Below are 19,374 nucleotides of genomic sequence, written 5' to 3' on the forward strand. Positions count from 1 at the left end.
CTCTCAGCGCTTGACCCTGGGCGCAGTGCGGATTTCCCGAGGCGAGCGGTTGAAGATGTCGCGGAGGGCGCGTCTCATCGTCTCCTTCGACGGGAAGCCACTGGTCACCCAGACCTCTTCGATCGACAGCTGGCGTTGCGTCTGCAGGAGAGTCTTCGCCGTGTGCGCACGCTCCGAACGGATGAGCTGCGCAAGGCTCACATCGCCGGAGTCCGACATCACCCGGTCAGCCGTTCTCCGCGAAATGCTCAACCCCAGGGCTATCGAGTGTGGAGTGAGCGCGGGATCCTGATGCCGGAGACGCACGATCGCACGAATCTCGCCGGCCAGGTCCCTGGAGACGTGGTTGCCAGTCTCGAGGAGCTCCAACACGAGCGACCGCGCCATCGATCGGAGGAGACTCCGCATGTTGTGGATCGTCAGGACATCGTCCACGCGCGGATACCGAACGAAGGACTCGAGCATCGGCCGCATCATGTCGAGGATCGGCGACCCAAGCTCCCTCTTCCCCGGCCGGATGGAGGCCGCCAGAGAGGGCAGCACCTCGCGAGCATCGAAGGCGAAGAAGATTCCCTCGAAGTGGTTGTCGCTGCTCATGAGCACTGGAGTGCTGCCCGGGAGTACGAGCCAGACTCGATCTTGTATCTTCAGCGTGTTCGAGGGGCCCGACTCCACGTTCAGCACGCCCGATCGAGGGAAGATCATCAGCACTCGCCTCCGAGCAGACGCCCGCGCCCTTGTCCAGGAGACAGCGAATGCAGTCGTGGTGACCTCTGCAGCGAAGTAGTTCTCCATGGTCAGAAGCTGCACGTCAGAGATCAGAGGGGCCGAGTACCGAACGATTTCCACACCGATCGACTCGAGGCCCCACGTCTGCGGCGAACCCCTGAACCGAAGGACGCTCCTCTTGTACCCTGACGGATGTTCCACGTCCTGGCGTGCGTCTCGTCGAGAGGAATTGACGTTCACGGTCACCGAATCTTTACTCACATGAAGAGAGCCGTGGAAACCCTCGACCCACCATCTCGCTCCGACCAGAGTCGGCGGTGAACTGACCGCTCGACAGAGAGCGAACAGGGTTGCCGCCACTCGGCTGCAGGACTGCTCGGACGACCCAGAGGAACAACCTCATCGAGCCTGCCGTGAGCACGCCAGGACCAACCCACGCCCTTCATAGCCTTTCCGAGTCCGAGTCCGAGTCCGCGTCCGAGTCCGCGTCCGCGTCCGCGAACGACCCTCGAGGCTCGCCCCCAGCGCTAGTTCGTTGTCATGGTGGTGCACGAGGTGGCGAAGACACCGCTTCGCTGTGCGCACTGACCGGCGACGAAGTCGTTCTCACCTGCCCAGCAGATCTGGACGCCGTTGTACTGCTGGTAGTTGTTCACCTGGAACTCATGCCCCTGGCTCGGGTAGATCCGACCGCCGGACGACACAAAAGTCCCGGTGAAGGTGGTTTTGAAGGCGTAGTAGAGCTGCCCCCCGATGACCCGAGTCTCGCCCGTCGGCTGGAGGTTGGTCCAGCTGGAGCTGCCGGTGTTCGTGAAGGTCAGACCCGGCACGGTCCACCAGTAGATGATCGAGAAGCTCTTGACGTCGCCGGGCGTGACGCCACCTCCACCTACTCCTCCGGTCTGGGTGTTGGTGGCACTCACCGTGTACCTTCGAGGATTGCTTGTCTGCTGCAAGCGGATTCCCGTGCTTCCACCGCGCACTTGGCTGCAGTTCACCGACGCGCTCGCACTGGGAGCCTGTACCGCGAGTGCGAGCACCGGCACCGTCCAGGCGGCACCTTGCACGATCTTCCGCCGGGAGACACGGTCGCTTTCGCCCGCACCGCCGCGGGAAATCGACTGGCCATGCTTATCGAGCGTGTTCTTAGGGAGAGATTTCACCTTCACATCATGCTGTTCCGGTCAGTCGCTCATGTCGTCCTGGCTGAGATTGCGCGACACCTGGCCGAAATTGTGCCGATTATCCCCGAACGGGTACCAACAGCACGAGGGAATGCCACCGCATCGTGGCCACTTCCACCCTGGGCGGTGAGGGCCTCAGGCTCGGCGGCGGATGCGGATCGGCCCCTTCGCCGAGGCGCCGTCGACGACTTCGCCGCCCTGGGTGATGTCGACGTCGCCGGCCGCCACGAGGCGCAGCGCGGCTGCCCTCGCCGCGTCCATCTCGCCGCGCCACTCGTCTCCCCCGACGGCTCGCGCCGCCTCGGACGGACAGATGGTGGCCCCTTCGGCCCGCTTGGCGAGCAGCTCGAGGATCACACGCTCGAGCTGCTGATCGCGCTGCGAGGCCGGGGTCACAGCAGCCGCTCCGCGAGGACCTTCGCCGTCGCCTCGGGATGCACGCGGTGCCCGACCGACTCGGCGACCTCGACGAGCTCCGACCCCGGCAGCGTCTCAGCCAGCCGCCTCGCGGCGCTCGCGAGGAACGGGAACGTGTCGCCGCCCACGACGATCGTCACGGGCACCTGCACGTCGACCATCGCCGCCGTCGGCGTCGACACCTGCCGCACGAGCTGCGCGTCGTAGACCGTCGACTGCGCGAGCGGCATGAGGCCGGGGAAGATCGGGCTCTGCCGAATCTGCTCGACGAGGGCAGGGTCGAGTCCAACCCCCTCGAGCTGGAACGTCGAGACCGCGGTAGCCGCCTCGCCCTCATCGACGAGCCGCTGTAGGCGCTCGGCGAGGTCGGGCGCCGGCTCGTGCTGCCCGAACCGGAACGGAGGCTCCGACAGGAACAGGTGCTGCACGGGAACGCCGAGGGAGGCGGCGAAGAGCGCGAGCACGGCCCCGGAGGAATGCCCGACGACGCTCACCTGGCCGCCGACCGCGCCGATGACGGCCGCCAGATCTTCTGCTTCACGCTCTGGCGCCGACGGCTTCGTATCACCGCTGTCGCCGCGGGCGCGGCGATCATAGGCGACGGCCGCGAAACCGGCCCTGACGAGTGCCAGCGCGAACTCCGTCACGTCTCGCGCCGTCGAGAACGCACCGTTCACGATGAGCACCACGGGCCCCGAGCCGCGGATCTCGTAGGCGATGCGCGTTCCATCCGCCGACAGGACCGTCTCGCGATCGACGCGAACCCCGCCCGTGCCCGGCTCTTCTGCTGCGACCATGTTCCTGCTCCCTCACCCTTGAGCACTGCCGTCGGCCCTCCAGCGAATGCGGGCCGCGAGGCAAGTCTGCACCCTCGCGGCCCGTCTGAGGCGTTTCCTCCTCGCCTCGTTACCGAGCGGCAGCCAGTTCCTCGTCTGGGTGCTCACGCGCGTAGTTGGAACCAGCGTGGCCCGTGCTCAACCGCTTCCTGAGCACCAGCAGCCACCAGAGGAATGCCAGCCCGAGAGCTCCTGCGAACACGAAGCCGTTGCCAGCGAACGCGGGGAGGAACAGCAGTGCGATCTCGACGATCAGGAACACCACGAGACTGATGATGAGCAGCGGTCGCCTGGCGCGCCCGAGATCGAAGGTGCCCGGTTCTGGCGCCGGGATACGGCCCTTGTACGACGCGATCAGCAGACCGATCGTCTGCAGGACGTAGGTGCTGAAGAACGCAAGCGTCGCGATGCCGAGGAAGTAGTTGAAGGCGGCGGGACTGACGAGCGCAGACAGGAGCAGGAGCACCGAGACCACCCCGAGCGTGAGCACTGCTGTGGATGGGGTCTTGCGGGTGGGGCTGACGTGGCGGAGCGCTTTCGAGAACGGCATCATGTTGTCCCGCGACATCGAGTAGAGCAGCCGGGTGCCGACCAAGACGTTGGCGAGCAGGCACACGAGGATGTTGGTGAGCGCGATGGCGATGACGATCTTCGAGACGACGGGGCCGAGCTGCTGCGAGATGATCTCGTCGATGGGCGCCGAGGAGGCGAGCACTCCCGCAGGGTCCTTGATCGCGAGCGTGTACACGAGGTACATGGCGAACTCGATGATGCAGGACGCCGCGAACGCGTAGAACATGGTGCGGGGGATGACACGGCGCGCGTCCTTCGTCTCCTCCGCCACGTCGGCGACCGCTTCCACCCCGACGAGTCCGAAGAACGGCCCGAGGGATGCGGCGAGCCATGCCAGCAGGTACGGAGTCGCGTCATCGGGGCTGTTGCCCTCGAACAGCGACGAGAACGGCTGCGCGTTGCCAGGGATGACGAAGGCCACGAACGCGATCACGAGTGTGACGCCGATGGTGACGACGAACTCCAGGCCCACCCCGATGTTGTTGATGAGCGTCGCGAGCCGGACTCGGTAGGCGTTGATGAGCACGCACACGACGACGACCGCGATGGCGAGGAAGATCTGATTCGGCTGCGAGAGCTCCCAGCCGAAGACGCTGCCGAGATAGCCGGCGAAAACGTAGCCGAGGCTGGTCATGCCGCTGGTCCAGCCGATGAGCGCCGCGAAGCCGGTGAACCAGCCGAAGACCGGCCCGTTCAGTCGGCTTGTCCACTGGTAGGCGTAGCCGGCGAGGGGGATCTTGGCCGAGATGTCAGCCGCGATGAGCGTCCAGAGCAGGAATACCGGGATCGCGATGAACAGGGTCCAGATGAATGGAGCTCCCGCATTCGAATAGCCGGCCGCGAATCCGGAGAAGACCGCCGTGGTCGCGCTGATCGTCGAGAATCCGATGGCGAAAGACGCGATCTTCCCGACGGATCTATCGAGTTTCTGGTCATACCCGAATTCCGCGAGCCGGGCATCCTCGTCCGTACCTGAACTCGATGGTTCAGGCAGAGGATCACGCCTGGACCTTTTCAGTGGATTTATCACTGCATCTCCTCGCCTCTTTGCGTGGAACGACCATGATCCGGCCGTGTCCTTGGAGACAGTGAACCCAGTGGCCCAGCACTCTGGAAGTCCGGTCCTCTTATGGATTGATAACTCTGGTCTATCGGTCCGAGTCCGATTGCCGCACCTGCGCCCGGTCGAGCATGCGCTGGACGAGTCTTCGCGCAGAGGGTGACACCCGGTCGGGGTGCCAAGCGAGCGCGGAGTAGCTGACGGGTCTGTCCACGATGGGGACGAACGTGATGCCCGGCCGGTCGTAGAGCCTGGTCATCGACGAGGTCGTGAAGCTCACGCCGATGCCGCGCGAGACCATCGTCGTCTCAGTCTCGTAGGTCGCAGCCTCACCGGCGATCAACGCTGGCTTGCCGTGTCGCGCGTCGGCAGCCATCCAGTAGTCTCGCCAGGCTCCTGCCGATTCGGGGGCAACGATCAGCGGCTCGTCGAGGAGCTCCTCGATCCGCAGCTCGCTCTTGCCCGCGAGCCGGTGCGCCCTTGGCAGACAGGCCACCCAGGTCTCCTCCTCCACCACTGCGATCTCCAGCCCGAACGCCCCGACAGGAGGGCGGATGAGCGCGATGTCGGACTTCCCACTCGCGAGCCCGGCCGTCGGGTCGGCGAAGTCGTATTCCGTCATCTCGATCGTGATGCCCGGCAGGTCCCGCTCCACGTCTTCGAGCAGGGTGAAGAGGAGATCCGCTCCCGTCCCGATGAGGTACCCGATGCGCACTTCGGCGTGATCGATGAGCGTCGAGGCGATGTCGAGGGTCTCGTCCACAGCGCGCAGCGCCGCACGCACATGGGGGAGCCACTCGCGTCCGAATGCGGTCAGCGTGACGGACCGGGTGTCGCGGTCGAAGACCTTCGCGCCCAGCTGCTCCTCCAGTTGACGGATGGCGGAGGAGAGGGCGGGCTGGGTGATGAAGAGCTTCTCGGCAGCTCGCCGATAGTTCAGGTCCGCTGCGACCGCGTTGACGTAGCGAAGCTGCCGCAGGGTCACGTCTCCGGTCATCGCTCCTCCAAGAGTCAGTGATAGATGCAGCTTATGAACTCATCGTAGCTTCGTCTTTCCGCTCGGAGAGATTCGAGATCAGGATGAAGTCACTCACACGACTTCATTTGAGGAGCAGAACATGGGCGTTCACAGCGGGTCGCATTCGATCGACACACCCGCGCGGCAGGAGTTCTTCGACATCACCGACGAGGCGCAGACGTTCCTCGCCGAGCTCGGTGCCAGAAATGGACTCCTCACCGCCTACACGGCGCATACGAGCTGCACGGTCTTCCTCCAGGAGGAGTCCGAAGACGTGACGTATTACGGCACGCAGCTGATTCTGCAGGACACACTCAACGTCCTCGCGAAGATCGCTCCCCCTACTCGCCATGAGGGCCAGTACCTGCATCCGGGGCCAATCCACATCGAGAACGCCGCCGCGCTGCGGGATGAGCTGCCCGAATGGGGCCTCAACACCGACGGTCACATCATCTCGTCGATCCTCGGCCGTTCCGAGGTCATTCCCGTCGTCGATGGCGCGGCCGTACTCGGTGAGTTCGGACGCATCTACTTCGGCGATCTCGACGGTGTGCGCCCGCGCACACGCGTCGTGCACTTCCAGTTCATGGGTGAATGACGATGCTCGTCTACGCCATCGACGTCGGCACCACCAACCTCAAGGTCGTGCTCTATGACGAGCGGCTCGCGGTTCTTGCGAGCGCATCCGGGCCCGTGAGCTACGAAAGGTCAGGCGACCGCGTCGAGTTCGATGCCGAAGCGCTGTTCCAGACCATCCTGGCGCTCGTGGCGGATTGCGCGCGGCGCGCGGCGGTGACGACTCGTGAGCACGACGCAGTACTCGCGTTCACGGGACAGGCGGAGTCGCTGGTTCTCGTGGATGCCTCCGGTCGTCCCGTACGTCCAGCCCTCTCCTGGCTGGATAGCAGAGCCGGTGTCGAGGCCGAGCTCATGGCTGCGTCGTTCTCAGCTGACGCCGCGTTCGAGACCAGCGGGCAGCCATTCGCGTCAGCTGCCTGGCCCGCGGCCAAACTGCGCTGGCTCCGAGCGCACGAGCCGGAGACGATGGCGGGAACCCACGAGGTGCTGATGGTGAAGGACTATCTCATCCGCTGCTTCACTGGTCGCAGCGTCGGCGAGGTCTCGACACGTGGTTTCACGTACCTGTGGGATGTCCGACGATCCGAGTACTGGGCAGAGATGCTCGAGTTCTGCGGCATCACCTCGGACCAACTGCCGGAGGTCGCCGCTGCCGGCTCCGACGTCGGCCCAGTCATGCCGGATGTCGTCGCTCAGCTGCCGGAAGCTGTCGCGTATCGGGTGAACGTGGGGGCGCTCGACCACTTCTGTGCGATGGCAGGAACCGGCTCCTACCGGGCTGGCACCATCAGCGAATCAGCCGGAACGGTGCTCTCGCTCTCGATGCTCGCGAGCGACTGGCGCTTCGATCCCAGCCGCAGGATCTCGTTCCACACCGGGCTCCACCCCGACGACATCGTCCTCTTCAACGGCGCAGACAGCGGAGGGGTTGTTCTCGAGTGGTTCAGAAGGGAAGGTCTCCAGAACCTCTCCCATGCAGAGCTCGAACGCGAGCTCACCTCCCGATCGGCGTTGGGCGTGCCCGTCTTCCTGCCCTACCTGACAGGCCTGAATCCGCCCGATTACCTTCCGGATGCTCGCGGAGCTTTCGTGGGCATCTCTCTCAGCCATGACCGCTTCGACCTCGCCTACGCGGTCGAAGAAGGCCTCGCCCACCTGTTGAAACGCAACATCGACTCTTTCACTGGAGCGCGTGCGCAGCAGATCGTGTCCACCGGCGGTGGCACTGCATCGACCTTCAGGAACCAGCTCAAGGCGGACGTCTGCGAGGTGGACGTCGTCGTCCCCAACGAGCGGGAGGCGACCTGCAGAGGCGCCGCGGTGCTCGCCCTCGTCGCGGCAGGAGAGCTCGCGAGCATCCACGACGCGGCGAAACTCAACCCACCGCTGACCGCGCGCTACCAGCCGTCTCACGGGCGGTCCAGGACCGAACTCGTCAACCGTGCCGAGCGCTACGCGCTGTTCGAAGACTCCCTGCAGCGCCTCTACGCGACCTGACACCTGCACCAGCGTGCAGACGACGACCTGAAAACCACCTCACACGAGGTCGAGAAAAATGGAGTGAAGATGAAACTGTGCTGCTCGTCGCCGATGGTTCCCGGCGCGACTCTCACGGAGAAGGCGGAACGCCTCTCGGCCTGGGGGTACGACACGATCGCGGTCTTCCAGCCGTTCGCCGATTGGAACGACGGCGTCCGGTCGGAGCTCGGCGAGCTCGAGTCGCGAACCGGGGTACGTCCAGTCGAGTTCGTGCTCACCGACGACGTCTACGGCAACGCCATGTCCCCAGACGCGGATCTCCGGGACCGATGCCGAGGGATGTACCTGGAGGCGGCATCGGTCTGCGCTGAGCTTGGCCTCGTCACCGAGATCGAGTTCGAGTACGGCGCCCAGAATCCCTTGCCCCTCTTCGACCCGTTCCTGCAGCTCGACTCCCGCCAGCAGGAGGGCTTCCTGAACTTCTACGCCCAGATGCTCGACGTCGTTGACGGGACCGCCGGGCGCGTGCTCCTCGAACCGCTCAACCGGTACGAGAGCCGGTACCTCAACCGCGCCTCTGACAACATCCACCTCCTCGAGATGATCGACCATCCGAGCGCCGGCCTCCTCCCGGACACGTTCCACATGTCGATCGAGGAAGCGGACATCGCCGCGACGCTGCGTCAGTGCGGTGGCCACGTCAAGCAGGTGCACCTCGGGGAGAACAACCGACTCCTTCCAGGTCATGGCTCACTCGACTGGCCCTCGATCATCGGAGCCCTCCGAGACATCGGATACACGGGCTCGCTGAATCTCGAATGCTCCACTCACGGTGATCCGGAGCGGAGCCTGCCGGAGACAGCCCGCTTCCTGCGGGCACTGATCGACGCATGAACAGGCTCCTCACTCCGCCGTTCTTCGAGATCGGACCGAAGAACCTGCTGCGTCAGACCGAGATCGAGGCGCTGGCCGTCGCAGCGGGAGCGGCGGGGGCCGAACACGACGTCGACGTCGTCCTGACCGTCCCGAACGCACTCGTCACGCGAACCGCAGAGCTCGATTCAGGCGTGCTCGTCTTCGCGCAGGCCATGGACGCGGACACGATCGGCGCCACCTTCGGTTCCACGACCGCGGAGGCGCTCGTCGACGCGGGCGCCGACGGCGTCATGCTCAATCACGAGAGCCGCCAACTCGACCCAGGAACACTCGCCGAAACCGTGTCCCGTGCTCACGAGGTTGGGCTGCTCACCATCGTCTGCGCTGGCACGATCGGCGATGCCGTTCGCTTGTCGCTCCTGAACCCGACGGCGATCCTCTTCGAACCGCCCGCACTCATCGGGACCTCGGGTGCTGTCAGCCGCTCCTGGATCCCCGAAGCGAATACGGCGGTCCGCGACACCGGCGGGGCAGTTCTCATGATGCACGCGGGAGGCGTCGCCTCCCCCACCATCGCCAGGCACATCATGGCCGCCGGCGCGGACGGCACGGGATCGACGAGTGGCGTGCTCGGTGCGCACGACCGGTCGGACGCAGCTCGCACGTTCATCGCATCCACCAGACAGGGGTTCGACGAGGCACTCGCCTCTCCCCAGCACGTCCACCACAACGAAGGAGACAGAACATGAGCAGAGAACTTGCAGGCAGGACCGCAGTCGTCACGGGTGGCGGCCGAGGGATCGGGCTCACCGTCGCCCGTTCACTTGCCGAGAACGGCGCCGACGTCGCGCTCCTCGATCTTCTCGACAGCGTCGAGGACACCGCAGCACAGCTCGCAGACGAGTTCGGTGTCAAGGCCGTCGGGCGGAGACTCGATGTCGTCGATCAGGACGCGACAGCGGCCGTCTTCGCGGAGATCACGGAACTGCTGGGCACCCCGCAGATCCTCCTCACAGCGGCCGGCATCGAGATCAACGGCGACTCGATCGACGTCACCGCAGCCCAGTGGCGGAAGGTCATCGATGTGAACCTGACGGGGACGTTCTTCTCCGCGCAGGCCTTCGGCGCGGGTCTCCTGAAGTCAGGGCTTCCGGGGAGCGCCGTCCTCATCGCATCCATGTCGGGCTCCATCGTCAACGTGCCGCAGTGGGCCGCCTCCTACAACTCGTCGAAGGCAGCAGTCGCCCATCTCGGAAAATCCCTGGCTGTCGAATGGGCCAGTGCAGGCATCCGCGTCAACTCGATCGCGCCCGGCTACGTCCTCACCGACCTCACCCAGCAGATCATCGACCGCGAGCCGGAACTCCTCGAGGACTGGGTCTCCCGCATCCCGCTCGGCCGCATGGCCACCCCCGCAGACCTCACCGGCCTCGTTCGCTTCCTTGCCTCGGACGCGTCGAGCTACCTCACCGCGCAGCAGATCGTCATCGACGGCGGGTACACGGCGATCTGACCGATCTCGTGTGCTGGCAACCCCACGCACACGGCGGGCCCCACGCTGCAGTCCTCCCTGCAGCATGGGGCCCGCCGCCCTCCACGCTCTGTCGCGGTCTGATGTACCCCCGCGCCGGGCTACTTCACGTAGCCGTTGGGGTTGAGCACGTACTTCTTCGGCGCGCCCGCATCGAAGTCGGCGTAGCCCTTCGGAGCCTCGTCGAGCGTGATCGGCGTCGCCTGCACGGCGTCGGCGATCTTCACCTTGTCGAAGAGGATCGCCTGCATGAGCTGCCGGTTGTACTTCATGACCGGGCACTGTCCGGTCGTGAACGACAGCGACTTGGCCCAGCCGAGGCCGAGCCGGATCGACAGCGAGCCGACCTTCGCCGCCTCGTCCACTCCGCCCGGGTCACCCGTCACATACAGGCCGGGAATACCGAGGGCACCACCAGCCTCCGTCACCGTCATGAGCGAGTTCAGCACCGTCGCCGGCGCCTCGTGCCCCGCATCGGAACCGTGCCCGCGAGCCTCGAAGCCCACAGCGTCCACACCGCATTCGACCTCCGGCACGCCGAGGATCTGCTCGATCTGCTCACCGGGGTCGCCCTTCGAGACATCCACCGTCTCGCAGCCGAACGACCGCGCCTGCGCGAGGCGCTCTTCGTTGAGGTCGCCGACGATGACGCACGCGGCGCCGAGCAGCTGCGCGCTGACTGCCGCAGCGAGTCCCACCGGACCGGCGCCGGCGATGTAGACCGTCGACCCTGGGCCGACCCCTGCGGTGTAGGCACCGTGGAAGCCCGTCGGGAAGATGTCGGAGAGCATCGTCAGATCGAGGATCTTCTCGAGTGCCTGGTCACGGTCCGGGAACTTCAGGAGGTTCCAGTCGGCGTACGGCACCAGCACGTACTCCGCCTGCCCGCCGACCCAGCCGCCCATGTCGACGTAGCCGTACGCGCTGCCGGGGCGGTCCGGGTTCACGTTGAGGCAGATGCCCGTCTTGCCCGACTTGCAGTTGCGACACCGCCCGCACGCGATGTTGAACGGAACCGACACGATGTCGCCGACCTTGATGAACTCGACGTCCGGGCCGACCTCGATAACCTCACCCGTGATCTCGTGACCGAGCACGAGGTCGACCGGAGCGGTCGTGCGACCGCGCACCATGTGCTGGTCGGACCCGCAGATGTTCGTCGTCACGGTGCGCAGGATGGCCCCGTGCCGCACCTGGCGACCCACGTTCGCCGGGTTCACGCCCGGTCCATCCTTCAGCTCGAACTCGGGATACGGGATGTCGATGACCTCGACCTCGTTCGGCCCCTTGTACGCGACGGCTCTGTTACTCGCCATGATCTCTCCTTTGAGTTGAGCGGGTTCTGCATGCGGTGCACACGACGGTGCAACCCTGCGAACGTCTCTGTTACGCAGTGTTTCGAGGCTATTGGCCGCCCTCAGGGCACGCCAGGATTCGGGGCAGATGACCAGCGGATGCACAGACTCAGGCCCGGGTGATCTGCTCCGTCGACTTCCCAGCGCGTTCGGAATACGCCGGATACCCCATCGGTTGTTGTAGCTGCAAGCATCCACTTCTCGGAAGGAACAGCAAGCATGGCAATCGTCATCACCGGCGCGACCGGACAGCTCGGAACCCTCGTCATCGACAGCCTCCTCGAGCGCGGCGCGACCCCCACCGAGATCGTCGCCGGCGGCCGCAACGCCGAGCGACTCGCGCAGCTCGCAGCGAAGGGCGTTCGCACCGCCACCATCGACTACTCGCAGCCCGACACCGCGACCGCCGCCATCAACGAAGGCGACACCGTCGTGCTCATCTCCAGCAGTGAAGTGGGCACCCGCGTCGCGCAGCACGAAGCGGTCATCGACGCGGCGAAGGCCAAGGGCGCGGCCCGCATCGTCTACACGAGCGTCCTCGGCGGCGACCCGGATGCCCTCATCCTCGCGCCTGAGCACGTCGCGACCGAGTCGCTCATCCGCGAATCCGGCCTTCCCTCCACCATCGCGCGCAACGGCTGGTACACGGAGAACTACGTCGCCGACATCGCCCAGGGCGAGACGACGGGGGTCATCGTCAACAGCGCAGGCAAGGGCCGCGTCGCCAGCGCCTCCCGCGCCGACTACGCCGCCGGCATCGCCGCGATCGCGCTCGAAGACGGCCACGAAGGCAAGGTCTACGAGTTCTCCGGCGACAAGGCCTGGGACTTCGAGGAGTTCGCGAAGACCCTCGCCGACGCGATCGGCCGCGACGTCGAGTACCGCGCCCTCACCACGGAGGAGCACAAGGCCGCCCTCACCTCGAACGGGCTCGACGAAGGCACCATCGGCTTCATCACGGGCCTCGACGCGAACATCCGCGACGGAGGGCTCGCCCTGACCACCGGCGACCTCTCCCGAGTGTCCGGACGCCCCACGACGACGCTCGCCGAGACGCTCCGCACCCTCACCGCGTAGGCGGCGCCACCTGAGCAGCTTCACCCGCGGCATGGCCGACGGTCTGACCGACGGTCCGGCTCACGCCACGACGACCCTCGCTTTCGGGATGGGTTTCGCGCCTGCGGATGGCTTGCAGAGCATCCGCAGGCGCGAAACCCACCCGGAGACGGTTGCGGGTTGCGGGTCCGACGCCCCGCGACGGATGCGCACGGTCGCTACCGGAGCGGCTGCGGGGCGAGCGAGCGCGGTCGGCTGATCGAGAACAGCTCGGGAGCTGCACCGGCACCGTTCTCGGCGAGGTCGGCCCCGAGGCGGCCGATCGAGGGAACGAACTTGAACCCCTCCCCCGCGAAGCCAGCGAGCACCACGATGCGGCCGACCCGGTCGATCACGAACCTGGCGTCGTCGGTCGTCGTGTAGGTGCAGCTGATCGGGTCGGCGCTGTCCGCGTCGACGCCGGGCAGCCAGTCCCGCGCGTACTGCCTGATGCCGTCGAGCTGCGCGGACACCGGCAGGAAGTCCCGCGAGTCCGGATCGACGACTGGCCCGACCCCGTGCCATCCCGCCTTGATCCCCTCGCCGGGGGTGAGCATCCCATACACGGGCGAGAGCCACCCCTCGTAGCCGGGCCTCCCGAGCGCCGGCAGGTGGTTGAAGCTCGGCCAGTCGACGTACCCGTTGAACTCGCGGAAGTGCACGGGCGCCTCCTGCGTGACGCGCAGGCGCGGCAGCTCGACGGCCCCGCCGAGCAGCGTGCGGGTCCACGCGTTCACCGCAGAGACGACGACCTTCGCCGTGATCGTCTCGCGCGCGTGACCGCGATGCTCTGCCTCCTCACCCCAGGAGTGCGCCTCGACGACCACGTGTTCGGCCTGCTCGACGACGTTCACTGCTCGCATGCCCCAGCTCAGCTCCGCGCCGCTCGCAGCGGCCAGCTCGGCCATGCTCGTGAGCGCATCCGCGGCCCGCACGCGTCCCGCCCTCGGGAGGTGCAGCACCTCGGTGTCGAAGCGGATGCCAGGCCACCGTTCGCCCGCATCCTGCGTCGAGAGCAGCTCGGCCGGTTCGCCGCTCGCGGAGATCGCGCCGTGCACCTCGGGGCTCGCCGCCCCCGGTCCGTGGTTCACGAGACCAACGAGGTCGAGGATCTGGCGGCCCGAGTCGAGCTCGAGCTCGCCCCACAGCGCCCGAGACTCGTGCAGCATCGCGACGAGATCCGGCTGCGTGTACGACGTGTTGAAGTTGCGGGTCGCCCCGTGGGATGCGCCCATGTGGTGACCGGGCTGGAACTGCTCGAGCAGGCGCACGCGCCTGCCGCGCCTCGCCAGCTGCCACGCGGTCGACAGGCCCATCGCGCCGCCGCCGATGATGAGCACGTCAACGTCAGTCATGACCCCACGCTACCCGCACTCAACTCGGGCGCTTTCCTCGGTACCATGGCGGAATGCTCACCGTCTCCGGTCAGCGGGAGAAGATCCTCACCGCGTATATGAACCTGCTCGTCGACTCCGGCGTGCGCGGGACGACTCTCGAGGCCGTTGGCACCACCTGCAAGCTCTCCAAGGCCGGGGTGCTGCACCATTTCTCGTCGAAGCAGGCGCTCGGGGATGCGCTCCTCGAAGAGCTGCGGGGGCAGGCACGCGTCGACGCCGACAACATGCTCGCCGACCTCGACAACGCCGTCTCGTACTACATCGTCTCGTCGCAGGATCGGGACAGCCTCCTCGAACGGCTCGTGGAAGCGGTGTACCGCCTCGCGCAGACCGGTGACAAGGACGCGCTCGACGTGCTCCGCCAGTGCCGCGCGGGCTGGTTCGACGCCCTGGTTCGGGCTATCGGCGACGCCTCGGTCGCTCGGCTCGTGCTGTTCGTCGGTGACGGCATGAACCACAACGCGCTGCTCAGCGTGGGCTCGGAGAACGAGAAGTTCATCAACGCGGAGTCGACAGCCGAGATCATGGACGCGATCGCGCAGCTGCGCGCCTAGGGCCAGCAGCAGCGCAGCCTGCGGGGCGGGTCGGGTCCCTCGCTCACGCCGACTGCAGCGCCTGCGCGGAAACACAACCGTTACGACGGGATGCGGGAAAACTCTCGGCGCATCACCGACCAAATGGTAAGTTCGTGCTCACTCCGCGAACGCGGCAGGCCCTTTGATGCGGGAGACAACGATGACCAACGCACAGCCTGGCCCCATTACCGAGGCCCTCGCCACCCAGACGCCCATCGGCAAGGGGCTCGCCCCAGCACGACTCGGCATCTGGGGGTCGACCGTCATCGGCCTCGCCTCGACGGCGCCCCTCTTCTCCCTCGCCGCGACCCTCGGCTTCGTCGTGATCGCCGTCGGCGAGCAGGCTCCCATCGCGTTCATCCTCGCGTTCATCCCGATGATGTTCACGGCCTTCGCGTACCGCGAGCTCAACAACGAGCTCAACGACTGCGGCACCGTCTTCACCTGGGCGGCCAAGGCCTTCGGCCCTCGCACCGGCTGGATGTCGGGCTGGGCCCTCGCGGTCGCCGGGATCCTGGTCATGGCGAACCTCGCGGAGATCGCCTCCGTCTACATCCTGCTGCTCGTCGGAGACGGATCGCTCGCCGAGAACCGGGTCGTCGTGACGCTCTTCGGCGCCGTCATCATCGCCGTCATGACGTGGATCTCCATGCGCGGCATCGAGCTGGGCGAGAAGATGCAGGTCGTCCTGCTCGTCATCCAGTACGCGGCCATGGCGGCGTTTGTCGTCGGCTGCCTCGTCGGCTACTTCAACGGCACGGCGCCCGACCCGACGCCCGTCAGCATCGACTGGTTCAACCCGTTCCTCGCGGACGGCACCGGCATGGTGCAGGCGATCATCCTCGCTCTCTTCATCTACTGGGGCTGGGACACCTGCCTCGCCCTGACCGAGGAGACGAAGGACCCGAAGAAGACCCCGGGCCGCGCAGCCGTGCTCTCGACCGTGCTGCTGCTCATCACGTACGTCGGCATCACGATCGTCGTCATGATGTACGCCGGCCTCGGCGAGACCGGCACGGGCCTCGCCAACGAGGAGAACGCGGACGACGTCTTCTCGGTGCTCACCGACCTCGCGATGGGCCCGTGGGGCTGGTTCCTCGTGCTCGCCGTCGCCGTCTCTTCGCTGTCGTCATCGCAGACCACGATCCTGCCCACCGCCCGCGGCACCTTCGCGATGGGCGTGTACAAGGCGCTCCCGAAGCGCTTCGCCGTGGTGAGCGAGAAGTCGAAGACCCCGACGTTCTCGACGCTCCTCATGGGCATCGTCGCGATCGTCTACTACGTCGGCATGAGCTTCGTGTCGAACAGCGTGCTGCAGGACTCGATCCTCTCGATCGGCCTCGCCATCGCGTTCTTCTACGGCATCGCGAGCTTCGCCTGCATCTGGTACTTCCGCACGAGCCTCTTCACGTCGACCCGCAACTTCCTCTACCGGTTCCTGTTCCCGCTGCTCGGCGGCGTGTTCATGGTGTGGGCGTTCTTCCAGTCGGCGATCGACATGGCCAACCCCGAATACGGATACACGACCTTCTTCGGCCTCGGCAGCGCGTTCGTCATCGGCATCGGCTCGTTTGTCATCGGCTTCATCCTCATGTTCGTCTGGGCCGCAATGCCCGGCTCGAAGGACTACTTCGAGAAGCGCACCATCAACCGCCACTCGGCGATCCTCACCCCGGAAGACTGACCCGCGGCCAGGGCGTCCCGCCTCTCGGCTGGGCACTCGAGCCGCACCGCATGACCTACCAACCGCAAGGTTCACACCGTGGACCGGGCAGCACATCCACCGCACGTGATCAGAGAAAGGCCTTTCGTGCATATCCTCATCATCGGTGCCGGAGGCGTCGGCGCAGCCGCTGCCCGCATCGCGAAGCGACGCAGCTTCTTCGACTCCTGCCTCATCGCCGACTACGACCCCTCCCGCCCGCAGGATCTCGTCGCCGAACTCGGCGACGACCGATTCCGCGCGGCCCAGGTGGATGCGTCCGACCCCGGTGCCGTCGAGGCGCTCGTGCGCGACAACGGCATCACCCACGTCCTCAACGCCGTCGACCCCCGCTTCGTGATGCCCATCTTCACCGGCGTCACCGGTGCCGGCGCGACCTACCTCGACATGGCGATGAGCCTCTCGAAGCCGCACCCCGAGCATCCGCACGAGCAGACCGGCGTGAAGCTCGGCGACGAGCAGTTCGAGCACGATGCGGCACTGAAGGAGCGCGGCGTCCTGGCGCTGTGCGGCATCGGCGTCGAGCCAGGCCTCTCGGACGTGTTCGCCCGCTATGCGGAAGATGAGCTGTTCTCGGAGATCGACGAGCTCGGCGTGCGCGACGGCGCCAACCTCACCGTCGAGGGCTACGACTTCGCCCCGTCCTTCTCGATCTGGACGACCATCGAGGAATGCCTCAACCCGCCCGTCATCTTCGAGCGCGAGCGCGGCTGGTACACGACGCCGCCCTTCAGCGAAGCTGAGGTGTTCGACTTCCCCGAGGGCATCGGCCCCGTCGAGTGCGTCAACGTCGAGCACGAGGAGGTGCTCCTCATGCCGCGGTGGACCGACGCGAAGCGCGTCACGTTCAAGTACGGACTCGGCCAGGAGTTCATCGACGTGCTCAAGACGCTGCACATGCTCGGCCTCGACAGCACCGACCCGGTCAGCGTCAAGGGCCAGCAGGTGTCGCCTCGCGATGTCGTCGCCGCGGTGCTGCCGGACCCCGCGAAGCTGGGCGACCGGATGCGCGGCAAGACCTGCGCGGGCCTCCTCGTGACCGGCAAGGGCAAGGACGGCGAGCCGAAGCAGGTGTACCTGTACCACGTGGCCGACAACGAGCAGACGATGGCGAAGGACAATTCGCAGGCCGTCGTCTGGCAGACCGCTATCAACCCGGTCATCGCCCTCGAGCTGCTCGCGACGGGCGTCTGGTCTGGTGCCGGCGTGCTCGCGCCCGAGGCGTTCGACGCGAAGCCGTTCCTGGAGCTGCTCGGCTCGGCGGAGCCCGCCGGCTACGGTTCGCCGTGGCACGTGCAGGACCGCAGCGCGGCGCTGTCCGCGTAAGCGCAGGGGTCCGCTGACCAACTTCAGTGCGATTTCGGGCCGAAAGCGCTGTTTTGACGCCGCTCGGCCCGATATTGCACTGAAGTTGGACAGCGACTGCGCAGCCGGGGCGCTCGACGGCAGCCGGTGGGCTCCGCTCCACACCCTGCCGCGCCCGCCGCCCGGCGGCCAAATTCCGTGATCAACGAGGCCAAGACGCTACTCTCAACGCGGCGAGCGCCGATCCATCACGCAAGTTGGCCGCATCAGCTGGCGAGCAACTCCTCGATCTCGGCGGCCGTCGGGATGCTCGGCGAGGCCCCGCGCTTCGAGACGGCGAGAGCACCAGCGGCCGCCCCGAACCGGATCGACGCTTCCAGCGATCGCCCGCCAGCGAGCGCAGCCCCGAGCGCACCGGCGAAGGCGTCGCCGGCCGCCGTCGTATCGACGGCCTCGACCTCGATCACGGGGAACGTCTCCGCGCGTTCGGGCGTCACGAGCGTCGTCCCGTCACCGCCGCGCGTGACGAGCACCGCCCCGACGCCGCGGTCGAGGAACCACCGTCCGGCCTCGACGGCGCTCGCCTCCGAGTCGACGACGATGCCCGTGAGCATCCGCGCCTCCGTTTCGTTGGGGGTGACGAGGTCGACGAGGCCCCACACCTCCTCGTCGAGAGGTGCGGCGGGCGCCGGGTCGAGGATCGTCGTGATCCCGGCATCCCGTGCCGTGCGCAGGATGCTCGCGGTCAGCCGCGCGGGCGTCTCGAGCTGGGTGAGCAGCACCGAGCTCGTGGCCGCGGAGTCGCGGATGCCCTGCACGACGGTCGCCTCATCGAGCGCGTCGTTCGCTCCCGGCACGATGACGATGGAGTTCTCGCCGCTCGCATCCACGCGGATGTGCGCGATACCCGTCTCCCCTGACACCGTCCGCAGCCTGTCGACACCCACGCCGGCGTCGACGAGCTCGCGCGTGACCATCGTGCCGAACGTGTCGTCGCCGACGCACGCGATGAACGAGGTGGATGCGCCAGCGCGGGCGGCCGCGACGGCCTGGTTCGCCCCTTTCCCCCCGAGGGCCAGGCTGAAGCTGTCGCCCCGCAGCGTCTCGCCGGGTTCCGGCGGCCGGGCGGAGAAGGCGGTGAGGTCGGCGGAGACGCTCCCGACGACAAGCACGCCGCTTCGGTTCGTGCCGCTCATGCGCGCTTCGAGCGCATCGCCTTGAGCTGCGTGAGCGACGCGTCGCCCGCCTTCTCCTCGTACTCGTCCGAGCCGAGCGGCACGAGCGCGACTCGCGCCTCATCGTCGGAGTGGATGCCCCACCCCCAGCGCTTCCCGAGGGGAGACGCGCGAAGGCACGCCTGGTCCTTGGCGAAGAAGGCGGCCCTGGCCGCGTCCCGCTCCTCAGCCGGTACCGCGTTGCGCACGGCGTAGGTCTCGAAGAGCACATCGTCGGACGTGTACTCATACGGGTGCGCGGCGATGAGGGCGTGCTGGAGGCTCGCGATGGTCGGCCCCTTCGCCGACTCGGGCGGCGCCTCAGCCTCGTCGACGGGGCAGTCGTCGGCGATCTGGATGAACGTGCTCGCGTAGTTCGTCGTTCCCATGGGCAGAGCCTACGGGGCGTGCATCGCAACACGCGGGGC

At 66.8% G+C, this 19,374-nt stretch carries 19 protein-coding genes; 9 read left to right on the forward strand and 10 right to left on the reverse strand.

Annotated features, from left to right (window positions below; translation table 11 throughout):
• Positions 1-3: 3 nt before the first annotated feature.
• The 6 genes from C5E05_RS12180 to C5E05_RS12205 form a co-directional block, all read right to left on the reverse strand.
• On the reverse strand, positions 4-975 hold the full coding sequence (locus C5E05_RS12180) for a helix-turn-helix domain-containing protein (protein WP_146081109.1): 972 nt from the start codon (positions 973-975) through the stop codon (positions 4-6).
• 281 nt (positions 976-1,256) lie between these two features.
• Positions 1,257-1,652 (reverse strand): hypothetical protein, encoded by a 396-nt coding sequence (locus C5E05_RS12185; RefSeq protein ID WP_104243763.1) that lies wholly within the window; start codon positions 1,650-1,652, stop codon positions 1,257-1,259.
• A 396-nt stretch (positions 1,653-2,048) separates the two neighbouring features.
• Complete coding sequence (locus C5E05_RS12190) at positions 2,049-2,309, reverse strand: DUF3253 domain-containing protein (RefSeq protein ID WP_104243765.1); 261 nt, start codon at positions 2,307-2,309, stop codon at positions 2,049-2,051.
• A complete protein-coding gene (locus tag C5E05_RS12195) occupies positions 2,306-3,127 on the reverse strand; it encodes an alpha/beta fold hydrolase (protein WP_104243767.1) in 822 nt (273 codons plus the stop codon). Before C5E05_RS12195 ends, C5E05_RS12190 begins: the two co-directional genes overlap by 4 nt.
• A 109-nt stretch (positions 3,128-3,236) precedes the next feature.
• The gene (locus tag C5E05_RS12200) at positions 3,237-4,769 is read right to left on the reverse strand and encodes an APC family permease (protein WP_219819530.1); all 1,533 of its coding nucleotides are present in this window, start codon (positions 4,767-4,769) and stop codon (positions 3,237-3,239) included.
• Positions 4,770-4,887: 118 nt separating this feature from the next.
• Positions 4,888-5,796: a LysR family transcriptional regulator gene (locus C5E05_RS12205; RefSeq protein ID WP_104300139.1), complete on the reverse strand. Its 909-nt coding sequence runs from the start codon at positions 5,794-5,796 to the stop codon at positions 4,888-4,890.
• A 121-nt stretch (positions 5,797-5,917) separates the two neighbouring features.
• Here C5E05_RS12205 and C5E05_RS12210 point away from each other — a divergent pair, with 121 nt between their 5' ends.
• The 5 genes from C5E05_RS12210 (at position 5,918) to C5E05_RS12230 (ending at position 10,264) form a co-directional block, all read left to right on the forward strand.
• A complete protein-coding gene (locus C5E05_RS12210; protein WP_104307494.1) occupies positions 5,918-6,415 on the forward strand; it encodes a YjbQ family protein in 498 nt (165 codons plus the stop codon).
• Positions 6,412-7,893 carry an L-fuculokinase gene (locus C5E05_RS12215; protein ID WP_104243773.1) on the forward strand — a complete coding sequence of 494 codons (1,482 nt, stop codon included), beginning with the start codon at positions 6,412-6,414 and terminating at the stop codon, positions 7,891-7,893. The genes C5E05_RS12210 and C5E05_RS12215 overlap by 4 nt, the downstream gene beginning before the upstream one ends.
• 69 nt (positions 7,894-7,962) lie before the next feature.
• A complete protein-coding gene (locus tag C5E05_RS12220) occupies positions 7,963-8,769 on the forward strand; it encodes a sugar phosphate isomerase/epimerase (RefSeq protein ID WP_104243775.1) in 807 nt (268 codons plus the stop codon).
• Positions 8,766-9,500: a triose-phosphate isomerase gene (locus C5E05_RS12225; protein WP_104243777.1), complete on the forward strand. Its 735-nt coding sequence runs from the start codon at positions 8,766-8,768 to the stop codon at positions 9,498-9,500. Before C5E05_RS12220 ends, C5E05_RS12225 begins: the two co-directional genes overlap by 4 nt.
• Positions 9,497-10,264 (forward strand): SDR family oxidoreductase, encoded by a 768-nt coding sequence (locus C5E05_RS12230; RefSeq protein ID WP_104243779.1) that lies wholly within the window; start codon positions 9,497-9,499, stop codon positions 10,262-10,264. Before C5E05_RS12225 ends, C5E05_RS12230 begins: the two co-directional genes overlap by 4 nt.
• 119 nt (positions 10,265-10,383) lie before the next feature.
• Here C5E05_RS12230 and fdhA read toward each other — a convergent pair whose 3' ends face one another.
• Positions 10,384-11,598 (reverse strand): formaldehyde dehydrogenase, glutathione-independent, encoded by a 1,215-nt coding sequence (gene fdhA, locus C5E05_RS12235; protein WP_104243781.1) that lies wholly within the window; start codon positions 11,596-11,598, stop codon positions 10,384-10,386.
• 258 nt (positions 11,599-11,856) lie between these two features.
• Between fdhA and C5E05_RS12240 the strand changes: the two genes are divergently transcribed.
• The gene (locus C5E05_RS12240) at positions 11,857-12,714 is read left to right on the forward strand and encodes an SDR family oxidoreductase (RefSeq protein ID WP_104243783.1); all 858 of its coding nucleotides are present in this window, start codon (positions 11,857-11,859) and stop codon (positions 12,712-12,714) included.
• Positions 12,715-12,911: 197 nt separating this feature from the next.
• On the opposite strand, the gene C5E05_RS12250 is transcribed toward C5E05_RS12240, so the two are convergent.
• The gene (locus C5E05_RS12250; protein WP_104243785.1) at positions 12,912-14,087 is read right to left on the reverse strand and encodes an FAD-dependent oxidoreductase; all 1,176 of its coding nucleotides are present in this window, start codon (positions 14,085-14,087) and stop codon (positions 12,912-12,914) included.
• A 53-nt stretch (positions 14,088-14,140) separates the two neighbouring features.
• Between C5E05_RS12250 and C5E05_RS12255 the strand changes: the two genes are divergently transcribed.
• The 3 genes from C5E05_RS12255 (at position 14,141) to C5E05_RS12265 (ending at position 17,753) form a co-directional block, all read left to right on the forward strand.
• Positions 14,141-14,683 carry a TetR/AcrR family transcriptional regulator gene (locus tag C5E05_RS12255; RefSeq protein ID WP_104243787.1) on the forward strand — a complete coding sequence of 181 codons (543 nt, stop codon included), beginning with the start codon at positions 14,141-14,143 and terminating at the stop codon, positions 14,681-14,683.
• A gap of 181 nt (positions 14,684-14,864) precedes the next feature.
• Positions 14,865-16,388, forward strand: coding sequence for an APC family permease (locus C5E05_RS12260; RefSeq protein ID WP_104342082.1), 1,524 nt, complete (start codon positions 14,865-14,867; stop codon positions 16,386-16,388).
• Positions 16,389-16,514: 126 nt separating this feature from the next.
• Entirely contained in the window at positions 16,515-17,753 is a 1,239-nt protein-coding gene (locus tag C5E05_RS12265; protein ID WP_104243791.1) for a saccharopine dehydrogenase family protein, read from the forward strand.
• A gap of 245 nt (positions 17,754-17,998) precedes the next feature.
• Here C5E05_RS12265 and rbsK read toward each other — a convergent pair whose 3' ends face one another.
• Complete coding sequence (gene rbsK / locus C5E05_RS12270) at positions 17,999-18,928, reverse strand: ribokinase (RefSeq protein WP_104307499.1); 930 nt, start codon at positions 18,926-18,928, stop codon at positions 17,999-18,001.
• On the reverse strand, positions 18,925-19,335 hold the full coding sequence (locus C5E05_RS12275) for a DUF6157 family protein (RefSeq protein WP_104243794.1): 411 nt from the start codon (positions 19,333-19,335) through the stop codon (positions 18,925-18,927). The genes rbsK and C5E05_RS12275 overlap by 4 nt, the downstream gene beginning before the upstream one ends.
• Positions 19,336-19,374: the final 39 nt, after the last annotated feature.

Origin of the sequence: Pseudoclavibacter sp. AY1H1, assembly GCF_002931055.1 — a bacterium.
Taxonomy (GTDB): domain Bacteria; phylum Actinomycetota; class Actinomycetes; order Actinomycetales; family Microbacteriaceae; genus Pseudoclavibacter.